The organism is Proteus sp. ZN5, from assembly GCF_011046025.1.
GTDB lineage: Bacteria > Pseudomonadota > Gammaproteobacteria > Enterobacterales > Enterobacteriaceae > Proteus.
Map to the genome: position 1 here is coordinate 4,153,996 of NZ_CP047639.1, position 14,009 is coordinate 4,168,004.

Annotated in this window: 11 protein-coding genes; 3 read left to right on the forward strand and 8 right to left on the reverse strand. The window is 40.6% G+C overall.

The genetic code is table 11. The annotated features are described in order from the left end of the window. Positions 1-29: 29 nt before the first annotated feature. The 8 genes from tldD to mreB all read right to left on the reverse strand — a co-directional run bounded on the left by tldD (position 30) and on the right by mreB (position 10,962). Positions 30-1,475 carry a metalloprotease TldD gene (tldD, locus tag GTK47_RS19095; protein WP_165126152.1) on the reverse strand — a complete coding sequence of 482 codons (1,446 nt, stop codon included), beginning with the start codon at positions 1,473-1,475 and terminating at the stop codon, positions 30-32. Next, on the reverse strand, positions 1,472-2,332 hold the full coding sequence (gene nit1 / locus GTK47_RS19100) for a deaminated glutathione amidase (protein ID WP_165126155.1): 861 nt from the start codon (positions 2,330-2,332) through the stop codon (positions 1,472-1,474). Before nit1 ends, tldD begins: the two co-directional genes overlap by 4 nt. Continuing rightward, positions 2,329-6,129, reverse strand: coding sequence for an AsmA2 domain-containing protein YhdP (yhdP, locus tag GTK47_RS19105; RefSeq protein WP_165126158.1), 3,801 nt, complete (start codon positions 6,127-6,129; stop codon positions 2,329-2,331). The genes nit1 and yhdP overlap by 4 nt, the downstream gene beginning before the upstream one ends. A 45-nt stretch (positions 6,130-6,174) precedes the next feature. Beyond that, complete coding sequence (gene rng / locus GTK47_RS19110) at positions 6,175-7,644, reverse strand: ribonuclease G (RefSeq protein ID WP_088493817.1); 1,470 nt, start codon at positions 7,642-7,644, stop codon at positions 6,175-6,177. Then, complete coding sequence (locus GTK47_RS19115) at positions 7,641-8,228, reverse strand: Maf family protein (protein WP_165126161.1); 588 nt, start codon at positions 8,226-8,228, stop codon at positions 7,641-7,643. The genes rng and GTK47_RS19115 overlap by 4 nt, the downstream gene beginning before the upstream one ends. Positions 8,229-8,280: 52 nt before the next feature. Continuing rightward, entirely contained in the window at positions 8,281-8,769 is a 489-nt protein-coding gene (mreD, locus tag GTK47_RS19120) for a rod shape-determining protein MreD (RefSeq protein ID WP_165126164.1), read from the reverse strand. 5 nt (positions 8,770-8,774) lie between these two features. Continuing rightward, entirely contained in the window at positions 8,775-9,827 is a 1,053-nt protein-coding gene (gene mreC, locus GTK47_RS19125; RefSeq protein ID WP_165126167.1) for a rod shape-determining protein MreC, read from the reverse strand. A gap of 91 nt (positions 9,828-9,918) precedes the next feature. After that, entirely contained in the window at positions 9,919-10,962 is a 1,044-nt protein-coding gene (gene mreB, locus GTK47_RS19130) for a rod shape-determining protein MreB (RefSeq protein ID WP_023582893.1), read from the reverse strand. A 688-nt stretch (positions 10,963-11,650) separates the two neighbouring features. Between mreB and GTK47_RS19135 the strand changes: the two genes are divergently transcribed. The 3 genes from GTK47_RS19135 to accB all read left to right on the forward strand — a co-directional run bounded on the left by GTK47_RS19135 (position 11,651) and on the right by accB (position 14,004). Beyond that, the gene (locus tag GTK47_RS19135; RefSeq protein WP_165126170.1) at positions 11,651-12,625 is read left to right on the forward strand and encodes an MDR family oxidoreductase; all 975 of its coding nucleotides are present in this window, start codon (positions 11,651-11,653) and stop codon (positions 12,623-12,625) included. Between the two features lie 431 nt (positions 12,626-13,056). Further along, positions 13,057-13,500, forward strand: a complete 444-nt coding sequence (gene aroQ / locus GTK47_RS19140; RefSeq protein ID WP_075671487.1) for a type II 3-dehydroquinate dehydratase — start codon at positions 13,057-13,059, stop codon at positions 13,498-13,500. Positions 13,501-13,533: 33 nt separating this feature from the next. After that, positions 13,534-14,004 (forward strand): acetyl-CoA carboxylase biotin carboxyl carrier protein, encoded by a 471-nt coding sequence (accB, locus tag GTK47_RS19145; protein ID WP_075671489.1) that lies wholly within the window; start codon positions 13,534-13,536, stop codon positions 14,002-14,004. Positions 14,005-14,009 lie beyond the last annotated feature (5 nt).

Genomic DNA, 14,009 nt, shown 5'->3' on the forward strand with positions numbered 1-14,009 from the left:
ATTAATACGTATAAATAACTACAAAAAGATTAAGCAGTACCGCCTACGGTGATCTTATCAAGCTTCAATGTCGGTTGACCCACACCAACAGGGAGGCTTTGTCCTTCTTTACCACAAACACCCACGCCTTTATCTAAAGCGAGATCATTACCCACCATAGAAACCTGTTGCATGGCTTCAATGCCTGAACCAATCAAAGTTGCCCCTTTAATTGGTTTTGTTATTTTTCCATTCTCGATTAAATAAGCTTCTGAGGTTGAGAAAACAAATTTACCCGATGTGATATCAACCTGACCGCCACCAAAGTTTGGTGCGTAAATACCGTGATCAACGCTGGCAATTATCTCTTCAGGTGAAGATTTGCCTGCTAACATATAAGTATTTGTCATACGAGGCATAGGAAGATGCGCATAAGACTCACGACGACCATTTCCTGTTAGTGCAACACCCATTAAACGTGCATTCATCTTATCTTGCATATAGCCTTTTAAGATGCCGTTTTCGATTAAGACATTGTATTGACCCGGAACACCTTCATCGTCGATAGCAACAGAGCCACGACGGCCTTCAAGAGTGCCATCATCAACAATTGTACAAAGCTCAGAAGTGACTTTCTCACCAAGGCGACCAGAAAACACTGAGGTTTCACGGCGGTTAAAATCACCTTCTAAACCATGACCCACAGCTTCATGCAATAATACACCCGGCCATCCTGCACCTAATACCACAGGCATTGTTCCCGCGGGTGCAGCAATCGCTGATAAATTCACTAATGCCATACGTACCGCTTCACGAGCATAAGTGACTGCATGGCTTTCACCATCCACTTTAGTTAAGAAATAGTCATAACCAAAACGACCACCGCCACCACTTGCGCCACGCTCACGCTTGCCATCTTCTTCTACCAGCACACTAACTGAAAGGCGAACTAAAGGACGTACATCAGCGGCTAACGTACCATCAGTTGCCGCAACTAGCACATGCTCATAAACACCCGTTAATGACGCATTAACTTGTTTAACGCGTTTATCTTCAGCACGAGCGGCTTTATCTACCTCATGCAATAATGCAATTTTCTCTTCACGAGAGAGGCTTTGCAGAGGATCATTTAAGCTGTATAGCGGAGAATGTTGAATAGCACCTAAAGTATGGATACGACCATTACCTTTAGCCTGAACAATACTTCGTGCAGCATGAGCACTTTGGTTAAGTGCGTTAAGCGTTAGTTGGTCAGCATAAGCAAAACCGGTTTTTTCACCGTAAATTGCTCTAACACCAACACCTTGATCAATATTGTAAGAGCCATCTTTAATAATCTGATCGTCGAGGATCCAAGCCTCGTGATAACTTGACTGAAAATAAAGATCACCATAATCAATTTGACGCTGTGCAAGCTGCTCTAGTGTTGATGCTAAATCATCTAAACTAAGTTTGTTTGCTTCCAACAGACTTTCGCTGACAACAGCTAAACTCATAATTCTTCTTTATCCTTAACTTTTTTGATTAAGTGGGTCAGTTTCGGGCGAAAACGGTTATGTTTTACAACTCGGATCTGTTCACGCATACCGTGTAAACTTTCGACGCCAACACTCAGCGTTAGCGCACTGACAGCATCAGGGTTCTTTTTCAAGACTTTACCCCAGCCATCAACCGCCATAGTATGACCCCAAGTCCGGCGCGTATCATGTGTACCCACTTGTGCTGGCGCTAAGATAATACACTGATTCTCAATGGCACGAGCACGTAATAAAGGTTCCCAGTGTGCTTTTCCTGTTAAACGGGTAAAAGCAGCTGGCACAGAGATTATCTCGGCACCTTTTTCTCTTAATGCTTGGAAAATACCTGGGAAGCGTAAGTCATAACAGATCGTTAAACCTAATTTCCCAACGGGAGTATCAACGACTGTTAGGCGCTCACCGCGTTGATAAATAGAAGACTCGTTATATTCGCCTTGCTCATCATCAATACTGACATCAAACATATGGATTTTGTCATAACGAGCGCGAATAACACCTTCATCATCAAACACCAAGCTACTGCTGGTAATTTGATCTGGAGAGTCTCGACTAATCAATGGCATAGAACCGACTAAGATCCATACTTTGTAACGCTGAGCCATTTTAGCGATAGCATTTTGTAAAGGCCCATCACCCTGAATTTCAGCGTGTTTATGGTAATCTTTAGAGTTTGAAAAAAGTAACGCATTTTCAGGTGTTAATACAAGCTTCACTGAATCGGGTAATTGCTTAATCTGTTGCTCAATTTGTGCCAGATTATTTTTTGTGTTTTTACCGCTACAAAGTTGCAAAAGTGCGACATTAACTTTTTTCATAACGCCTGATTCTCCTTAAGCTGACGCAGTACTTCGTCAATTTTGGGTTGTTCCATAGTTCCGGTCACATGATAACGGATAACTGAAATCTTACTCCAAAGTGGCCCCAGAACCTTTGATGCCGCAAACACTGCGGCGCCTGCAATTGGGTTTATAGCGAATGCAGTAGCAACACCGACTGTTGCTGAAATCTCTGGCGTTACCACAACTTGTAGGTCCATTTTACGTTCAAGTAAATCAACTTTCCCACTGATTGCAATATCAGCAATAACACCATCAACTCGGACACTATCAGCATTCATAATACCTTGATTAATCGTAATTTCACTCTTAATCGAGTCATATTCAAAATGCTCGCTGAAAGTATCTCTAAAATCAAACTGTAATTTACGTAAAAGTGCATCGAAACTCACAAGGCGAAGTAACTTACCGGCCTGTCCGACATTCACTTTTTCTATACGCCCTTTACCTAAGGTAGATTTGATATCACCATTTAAGGTCGCAAGATCAAAATTCCACGGTGTATTATGCCATTGTAATGAAAAATCAGCAGAAAGAGGAGATTGCAAAATAGGAACGATATAACCAAAGTAAGCTGCCATTTCATCAATTTCATCTGCTTTAAGCTTACCTTGCAGCTTTGTGGTGTTGTTTCCTGCGATATCGTCAGACCATTCGCCATTAACATTTAGCTCACCGCTACTATTTACTAATTTGCCGTCAGCTAAAAGCAATGTGCCATTACTTTGCTTTAATGAACCTTGAATTTGCCCTAAAAGTAGGCCATTCACCCAACATTCTCGGCATTCAAAATCAATAGAAGGGATATTTTTTACTGAAAATTTCAATGCATTGGGATCAGAAGTGTTCGCCATTTTTAACGTTTTTTCTTCTTGGGTAGAAGAGACACCATTAAAATAGAGATAATTAATATTCACTTGCCAAGGTGTCGATGTTTCAGGAATAAACGCATCACCTCGTAATTCATTTCCTGAAAATGAAAATTTTACACCGTCACTAACGCGCATAATTTCAGTTTGAGGATCACGCCATTTTTGCCCTGCAAAATTTAAGTCAGGCAAACTGATGTGCACATTATCAGGAAAAGTGATTTCATTTTCAGATGGCGTTAAAGACGAAAAAGCCATTAATGTTGGCAACCATTTATCACCCTCTAATCCTTTAAGGGCAATCGTTAAGCGTTGTTGTGAACTCAATTCTGGTAATTTAATAGAAGAAGAAACAAGGTTACCTTGTAATAACCGTAACTGTTTTCCTAATGTCCACTGGCTATTAAGTTTCCACTGTTTCTCAGCACTTGCATTCACGCTTAAGGTTTCACTGTTACCTTTTGCAGAAATAACAATAGGTGGTGAAGTTTTTAAATCTTGCGTTTCAGGTGCGGTTAATTTACTACTTAATGCATTGATATTTCCGGTTAAATCGACTTGATAATCGACATCGCCTTTTTCGGGGATCTTAACATTAACGTTGCCACTCCAAGGAAATACACCACTAAATTTCTGTTGAATATCGCTAGGCAATCCTTGAATTTTTTGAATATCCCATTGACCTTTCAAGCCGACATCGACCTGATAATTATCCGTATCATTGTGACTTGTAAATGAGAAAGTGAGAGGCTGCCCAAACCAATTAGCCGTTAATGTATCGCTCTCAAGTTTGTCATTGTGATAACGAAATTGTCCACTGACGCCCTTTAAGGTGGTATCCATAAAATTCAATGTGACATCATTGTTTTTTAAATTAATATCACCCGAAGCAACCACATCTTCACCACCAAAGGGAATATCTAATTTCAATGTACCATTGATTTTTCCTGCGACTTTAAGCTCTTCAAGTGTATGACCAATACTTGCCATTTGAGAATCTAAGAAATATTCTTTCAGCTCGTCGCCTGTGGCTTGAATATCCGCATTAATTAAGATCTTCTCTTGTCGATAACTCTCAATCACCGCACTTAAATTTGTGGCAGTGGCTTTACCCACTTTCGCTTGTGCAGAAGACATCCATAACCCATCATTTTTGAAATCTAAATTAATATCTAGATCGAATAATGCAGGCCATTCGCTATCAAATTTAAAGGTGGCGTGTTTGACTGGGGCATAAACTTGGAACCACCCTTTGTGATTATCAAAAGGAAAATCGACGGGATCACCATGGAAAATAAAGGTGCCATTATCGATATTACCCGCAATAATCGCCTCTGAGAGGTATTGTGTCAGCTCTTTACCAACATACTCCTCTGGCAGATAACGCCATGCATCTCCTGCATTTGTGACTCTTACACCTGAGAGTATAGAAAGACGCTGATCTTCACCTTGTTTCTCATAACGAAAATCACCCGCAACCCATGCTGATGTAGCTTGAATATCTAATCCTTCACTCCAAAGCGATAAGTCATCTCCAGAATGAGTCCAATAAACAGAGCCTTTCCCTTTCTCAATATTCAGCGGTGCTTTAAACAATTCACCAGTATCTATTTCACTGTTTGCTAGAGTGAAATTAAGCTCACCTCGTTGCATACTGCCTTTTAATTGCCCACTGAAATGTTGTACTGAAGGGATCTCTTGCCAACGCTTCCAACCCACATTTTCCCAAGAAAGATTAATCGCGCTTTGCTCGAAGTGCTCAGGCGTGAGATCTAATGCAAAATCATTAACCACTCCAGAAAATTGGCGATACTGCCATTGACGAACAAAATCAGGTGTTAAAAAAGAGAATAATGGCAATACAGCATATAGCCTATCTAACTCAATATTTTTGGCACGAATACGCCATGCTTCATCATGTTGTTTTTCTTTTGGTTGATAAAGAATGGCTAAATAGCCATCAGGCCACTCTTCACCATCCATGGTAATTTTTCGAGTATAAGGAATATCAGCAAGCCAACCATTTTCTTGCCTTCTCATCCGTAATATTAAATCTTCAACTTTTAATGCATGTGAGGTTCCATCACTACTCCAATCCATTTCACCTTGATGAATTTGTAGCTGGCTTCCTGTGATACGACCTTGAGTAATTTCAATCCAGTTAGATAAACTGGCTTTGGCTTCGCCTACCCCACTATTATTTTTTACCCACTGACTAAGCCAAGGTGAGATATCAATATCATCAGCAGTAAGAAATACTTTGCCGTTATCGATTAAACCATTCTCTGTGGTATAGAGATCAAGACGTACCTTTAATCCGCCATAATGATTAATCGGTGTATCAAGAGTGACTTCACCTTGAGCACGATGACGATTTTTTTGATTTAACCACATCAATTCAGGTACATGCAATGTACTGGTGTCTCCTGAAGGGGTTAAAAAAACAAAACGGCTTTCAATCAGTTTAAAGCGATCAAACTGTTCAAGGAAAATAGAAGAAATATCATCAGGTTCAGTTAACGTTATATCTCCACTTTGCCCAGTAAAAATAGGACTGTGGTAATTAACATATAACTGTTCAAAGGTCAGTTCACGAAAATGAAGGCGAAAAGCGAATAATGAACGCCAAACATCAAAAGAAAAAGTGACTTTTTCTGCTGTAACGTTCACATCTTTATTGGTTACGTTCAGCCCTTCAACTTGGATCTCTGGGCCAAAATTTTGCCACTCTCCCATGATTTTTGTCATGGAGACAGGGCTATTGAGTTGCTTCGTAAGATACGATTCTATTTCAGGGCGATAACTATCTAAGCGAGGCAGAAAGTAGCGAAATCCGCTTAATACCAAGGCAAAAACGATGAGGCAAAAAACTGTTATCACTAACAGGTATTTAGGCAGCCGCTTCATTTTTGTCTCCTTTCTGCCATCATATTCATTAGGAAGGCGAATCCATTACATCATCACCACATCAAATTGCTCCTGACTATAGAGTAGCTCAGTTTGCACTTTCACTTGTTTACCAACAAAAATTTCAACCTCTGCTAATGCATGTGACTCATCGCCTTTTAAGGTGTCTGCCACAGCTGAAGAGGCGTAAACCAAGAAGCGATCTGCATCAATCGTTTTATGCACCCGTACTATTTCACGTAAAATCTCATAACAAACCGTTTCAACTGATTTTACCGTACCTCGCCCTTGGCAAGTTGGGCAGTCATCACAAAGAACATGTTCGAGACTTTCTCGAGTTCTTTTACGTGTCATTTCCACTAAGCCAAGTTGAGAGAAGCCATTAATCGTTGTTTTCACTCTATCTTTACTTAGTGCTTGTTCAAGTGATGCCAACACTCTGCGTTTATGCTCATCATTATTCATATCAATAAAGTCAATAATGATGATACCGCCTAAATTACGTAACCGTAATTGACGAGCAATGGCTTGGCTTGCTTCAATATTAGTATTAAAAATCGTTTCTTCTAAATTTCTATGACCAACAAATGCCCCTGTATTGATATCAATAGTGGTCATTGCTTCAGTTTGATCGATAATTAGATAACCGCCTGATTTCAATTCAACTTTTCGCTCTAAAGCCCGTTGGATCTCACTTTCTACACCATAGAGATCAAAAATAGGCTGATTACCTTGGTGTAATTCAAGTTTAGCGGTTAATTCAGGAATATATTCACCAATAAATTCCTGTAGCTGATTATAGGTTAATTTAGAATCAACTCGTATGCTATCTAACTCAGAACCAGCAAAGTCACGTAAAATACGCTGTGCTAAAGCCAGTTCGCCATAAATTTGAATGCGGGTTTTATTTCTTTTCTTACGCTCAATAATTTTATTCCACAAGCGTTTAAGAAAGGCGGCATCTTGCTTAATTTCATTCTCGCCAACACCTTCAGCGGCTGTACGAATAATAAAACCGCCATTTTCATCGCAATACTCTTCAACGAGTTGTTTTAAGCGCTCACGCTCTTCTTCACTGTCAATTCGCTGAGAAACGCCCACATGAGATGCACCAGGCATAAACACTAAATAACGAGAAGGCAATGTAATATCAGTGGTAAGGCGAGCGCCTTTAGTTCCTAAAGGATCTTTAACCACTTGTACAATTAAGTCTTGTCCTTGATGCACCAGTTGTGCAATATCACGAACATTAAATTTTTTCTGCTCTTCACCCGCAATACATTCAGTGTGAGGCATAATATCAGAAGCATGTAGAAAAGCGGCTTTATCCAGCCCGATGTCAATAAATGCAGCTTGCATCCCGGGTAATACGCGACTTACCCGACCTTTGTAGATGTTTCCGACGATACCTCGTTTAGCTTCTCTTTCGACATGAATTTCTTGAAGTATGCCTCCACGAATATAGGCAACACGAGTTTCAGATGGCGTCACATTCACTAATAACTCAGCTGTCATGAAATCTCCTTCTCATTAGCTAGAGACGAAAATTGAGTTATCAACGCTTCGGTTTCAACAAGAGGCAATCCGACAACAGCATGATAACTCCCCTCAATCCGTTGAACAAAACGGCCTCCTTTTCCTTGAATACCGTAAGCGCCAGCTTTATCCATTGGCTCTCCTGACTCAATATACGCGCTAATCTCACTCTCTGTCATCTCTCTAAAAGTGACGTGTGTGACGACTAATTGGCTCAATGTCCGTGTTCTATTAGAGATAGCAATTGCTGTCATCACTTGATGAGTTGCACCTGAAAGTGAACGTAGAATTTGCGCGGCATGGGTTTTATCACGAGGTTTTTCAAGAATATGACCATCATGAACCACAATAGTATCAGAGCCCAAAACGGGATAATCATGAGGTGCTTGTCTTACACCTTCTTGTGATTTTTCTTTTGCCAAACGAAGAACATACTCTTCTGGCTTTTCACCTTGTTGCCAAATTTCATCAATTGCTGGCGTGATAATACTAAATTCAATATCTAATAACGTGAGAAGTTCACGTCTTCTTGGTGAGCTGGAAGCAAGGTAAAGCGTGGTCACAAATAATGTCCTCATGACGGTAACGCAAAAGTGACCGCCATGATCCAATAACTTAGTGAACTAAAAACTGGTGACGGATTTTGCGAAGCAAAAAATAAAGCCATGGCCAAAGAATACCACTGACTGGGCTATTCCAGAATACTTGAGGGTGAAAAGTCACAGGTGAAAGTAAAAATTCTGCCCAAAATACAGTAAGATCAACAACGACAACACTTAACATCACTACTAAGGCTTGTTGCCACAACGCTAAATTACAAAAAAGCTGATATTTAAAGGCGATGACATAACTCACTAAAGTATAGGCCAGTGCATTGACACCCAAGGTCGTTCCTTGGACTAAGTCCATAATCATACCCAAGACAAATGCGGTTCCGACACTGACACGATGAGGAATTGCCGTTATCCAGTAAATAAGAAATAACATGGGCCAAATAGGTCGATACACTTCTAACTGTTCTGGCCACGGCATAATTTGTAAAACCAATGCGACAAGAAAAGAGAGCCAAACAACCCAACGCCCACGACTTTGATATGGATTCATCGTGTCTACCTACTTCTATTGGTATTAGTAGGTGTATTTGTTGCAGCAGGTGTTGTTGCTGGTGTCGCCGTTCCGTTAGTCTGTTCAACCGTATTGTCTAACGGCTCTTGAGACATAGAACGAGGAAGTGGTGGCCCTGCTTGTTCATAATTAGGTAATACTTGAGGCATCAGTTGCATTAAACGCTCATTGGCAGCGTGATAAACCTCTGAAGGCAGAGGGGGTTCCCCCGTTTTATCTGATGTATTCCATAATAAAAGTAAATAACGTAAACGCTGTAGTTCTGCTGATGGACGAACATTAATCACAGAATAAGCGCGTTGATTATCCACTTTAACGGAAGATACCACACCAACAGGATACCCTTCAGGGAAACGACCGCCCAATCCTGATGTCACTAAAACATCGCCTACACGAATATCAATATTGGCTGGTAATGCTTCTAACAATAAATCATCGGCACAACCCGCACCAGAAGCAATAACACGAATATCGTTACGTAAAACTTGTACTGGTAATGCATGAGACGTGTCACATATTAATAGAACACGACTCGTAAGCTCACTTACGGCAATAACTTGTCCTACAACGCCTTTATCACTAATAACAGGTTGTCCTTCATAGACGCCATCATTGGTTCCTTTATCAATAACCACTTGATCTCGATAAGGCGTACTATTACCAGACAGCACTTGCGTCACTGTCATTTGTTCATTTTGGCGAAGTGGTGAACCAAGTAATTCTCGTAAACGGGCATTCTCTTGCTTAAATTGTTCAAGTAATTGGCTTTCTCCGCTGCGAACTAACAACTCTTTTCTTAACGCCTGATTCTCAAATTGTAAACGCTCACGCGTGGCAAATGTTTCTGAAATTTGATCAAGGAAACGGCGTGGGCCATTTGCAAGAAAATAGAAGGGACTAACAGCAGTATCAAGATACTGGCGGACTTTAGAAAATGCACCAATACGGTTATCAGCAATCAATAAAGAGATAGCGACAACCACGGCGATTATTAATCTTAGTTGCAGGGAAGGGCCCCGACTAAAAATTGGCTTCATAAACTCTAAGATCACTCACACGGAGAAGTAAAAGAACAGGCGTTAATATTCTCACCAAGGGGGAATCCATTCTCCCTTGTTAGAATTAATCTCAATCTTCGCTAAACAGATCGCCACCGTGCATATCGATCATTTCTAATGCTTTACCACCACCACGGGCAACACAAGTCAGTGGATCTTCAGCAACAATCACAGGAATACCTGTTTCTTCCATTAATAAACGGTCTAGGTTACGTAATAACGCACCACCACCAGTTAATACCATGCCGCGCTCTGAAATATCAGAAGCCAATTCTGGCGGACATTGTTCTAATGCAACCATAACTGCACTTACGATACCTGTTAATGGTTCCTGTAAGGCTTCAAGAATTTCATTAGAGTTTAATGTAAAGCTACGAGGCACACCTTCAGCAAGGTTACGGCCGCGAACTTCAATCTCATTAACTTCATCAGAAGGGTAAGCTGAACCGATATCGTGTTTGATACGCTCTGCGGTTGCTTCACCAATCAGTGAACCGTAGTTACGACGCACATAGTTAATGATAGCTTCATCAAAACGATCACCGCCGATACGAACAGAAGAAGAGTAAACGACACCGTTTAATGAAATCACGGCAACTTCTGTTGTACCACCACCAATATCAACCACCATTGAGCCTGTTGCTTCAGAAACAGGTAAACCTGCACCGATTGCCGCAGACATAGGTTCTTCAATTAAGAACACCTCGCGAGCACCCGCACTTAATGCTGATTCACGGATAGCTCTGCGTTCTACTTGAGTTGCCCCAACGGGTACACAAACTAATACACGAGGGCTTGGACGCATAAAGCTATTGTTATGAACCTGTTTTATGAAGTGCTGAAGCATTTTTTCGGTTACATAAAAATCAGCAATCACACCGTCTTTCATAGGACGGATAGCAGCGATATTCCCAGGTGTACGCCCTAACATCTGTTTGGCTTCATGCCCTACAGCTGCAACACTTTTTGATGTGCCAGCGCGATCTTGACGAATAGCGACGACGGAGGGTTCATCGAGAACAATACCCTGCCCTTTGACATAAATAAGGGTATTGGCGGTACCCAAGTCAATAGACAAATCGTTGGAAAACATGCCACGAAATTTTTTAAACATACGAAAGGATAATCCTGCAAGCCGGGACGGAAAAATCCGTCTACTCTATCAACCACAATAAGCAGCGACAAGGCGCGATTCACTACTTAGATTAAAGTGGACACGTAAATAATCTTAAAGGCACAATATTCTACGTTACTTTTCCCAATTGGAGCAGAAAAAAACTGCATAAAAATGGGCTAATTAGAACGATTAACGCATAATTTCGATCCTACGCTGTTCATATTTAAGTTATGTAACAATACAAACAACGCTCACATCAATAAAGAAAAATCTCACTTCGTTGCCAAACTGTGACTCAAAAGTCTCGTTGCAAGTTCAAATAAAATTTATTCATTTGAATAAGCACAATCATTCTATTGATATTAAATGGTGTTTCACCGGCAAAATTTGACTGAGATAACAACCAGAGTACCCACCTCGAATACTTCTAAGGCAACACATTATCTTTATTTCAAGCAATAAAGAGAAATGCTAATTTTTATCCAATCGTAAACCATTAACGGTGTTATCTAACAACCAAGATATAAAACTCAGAATAATCTCTGTACCAATAAACGTAGAACCCCCGTTTATACACTAAAAAAGGATTATTTGTCTCATTATTACAATAGATATTGTGCACAATCACGACGAGATCTAAAAAATCACCTATCATGACACAAATAGAAATCGATGAGGGGTCAAGATGAAAGCATTATTAGTAGAACAAAATGACAACAAACTCAGTGCCAACGTACAAAGTGTTGATGAAAAATCACTGCCTATTCATGAGGTTATTGTCGACATCCATTACTCAACGCTTAACTATAAAGATGGACTCGCGATCACAGGCAAAGGAAAAATACTGCGCCAATTTCCAATGGTACCAGGTATCGATTTTTCAGGTGTTGTTCATCACACCGAAGATCCTCGCTTCCATATTGGTCAACATGTTTTATTAACTGGTTGGGGTGTAGGTGAAAGTCACTGGGGTGGTCTTGCACAAAAAGCAGGTGTAAAAGGTGATTGGCTAACTGTAGTACCAGAAGGACTCTCTTTAAAAAATGCCATGACAATTGGGACAGCGGGCTTTACTGCCATGCTTTGTGTAATGGCATTAGAACAAGGCGGTGTCACACCTGAAAGTGGGGATATTTTAGTCACAGGAGCCAGTGGTGGTGTCGGAAGTACTGCCATTAGTTTGCTAACAGCATTAGGCTACCAAGTTACCGCACTAAGTGGCAGAGCAAGTAACCATGACTATTTACGCAAACTTGGTGCCAAAAATATTATCACTCGTGAAGAGTTTGAACCCGCAGGTAGAGCTTTAGATAAACAACGCTGGGCGGGTGCAATTGATACCGTAGGTGGGCAAATTCTTGCCAATATTTTGTCACAAACAAACTATAACGGAACAGTAGCGACTTGTGGATTAGCGGGTGGCTTCTCTTTACCAACGACAGTCATGCCTTTTATTTTACGTAATGTTCGCTTACAAGGTGTCGATTCTGTTTATTTCCCAGCAGAAAAACGCGCTCAAGTTTGGCAGCGTTTATTAAAATTACTACCAGAAACGTTCTATCAACAAGCGACAACAGAAATTACGCTTGATGAAGTTCCTCGTTATGCCCAAATGATTATGGATAATCAGGTAACAGGTCGAACCTTAGTAAAACTATAAATTTTCGGTTTTTATCTGCTTATTTCTGGCATTAATTCACCTTATTTAGTGCCAGAATAAGCTTCTTTGTGTGTGAAAGAGATACTGAATTGTGATTCAGATCACATTTATGATATATATTGATGATTGATCTCAAAGAAGCTCAGATTTCCAGTGACATCAATAAATAACGTGGTGTTATGATTATTTTTTAGGCACCCGTTTATTTTGCTTTCTCGCGTTTACAATCTTGTCAAAACTTTTAACTTTTCATCGAAATAAACCCTTCATTCCCTGATTAGACCAGTATTTTGCTGTTATCTTCTGTGAAATGTCTATAATGTCGGACTTTGTGATATGTATCGTAGCATTGGATACAATAAAAGATGACAAAACGAAAAGCACAGGTTATTTTGTCATTTCGTTGACGAATTGACGGAGATAGAAGCATAATGTCGGAAAATTTTCATATTTTGCTCCTGAATGGTCCGAATTTAAACCTGCTTGGAACAAGAGAGCCGGAAACCTACGGACACTTAACTCTGGATGATATCGTTCAAAGTTTGTCAGCAGATGCTCAGGCATTAAATGTGAAACTCAGTCATTTTCAGTCTAACGCTGAATTTGAGCTGATAAATAAAATTCATGCAGCTCGGGGTAATGTCGATTATATATTAATCAACCCTGCAGCTTTCACGCATACCAGTGTTGCACTGCGTGATGCATTATTAGGGGTGGATATTCCATTTATTGAAATTCACCTATCCAATGTCTACAGTCGGGAGCCTTTCCGTCACCATTCATATCTCTCTGATATCGCAACAGGCGTAATCTGTGGATTAGGTGCAGAAGGTTATCGGTTTGCTTTACAGGCAGCGGTCAGCCGCTTGTCTTAATAAAAAACATCAAAAAGAGTACGGAATCAACTCATGGATATTCGTAAAATTAAAAAACTGATCGAGCTAGTCGAAGAGTCTGGCATTTCTGAACTGGAAATCTCTGAAGGTGAAGAGTCAGTACGTATTAGTCGTAACTCTGGTCTTCAGGGTCAAATGGCTCCTCAGCAATATTTTGCGGCACCAGTGGCACCACAACCTGCATTAGCAAATGCGGTTGCGCCTGTAGCCCCAGAAACACCAGCGGCTACACCAGCGCAAGAAATCAGCGGTCACGTTGTACGTTCACCAATGGTCGGAACGTTCTACCGCTCACCAAGCCCTGAAGCTAAGAAATTTGTTGAAGTCGGTCAGCAAGTCAATGTAGGCGATACTCTATGCATCGTTGAAGCAATGAAAATGATGAACCAGATTGAATCTGACAAAGCGGGTGTTGTTAAATCTATCCTTTGCCAAGACGGCGACAACGTTGAGTTTGACGCTCCACTCTTTGTTATCGAATAACGAGG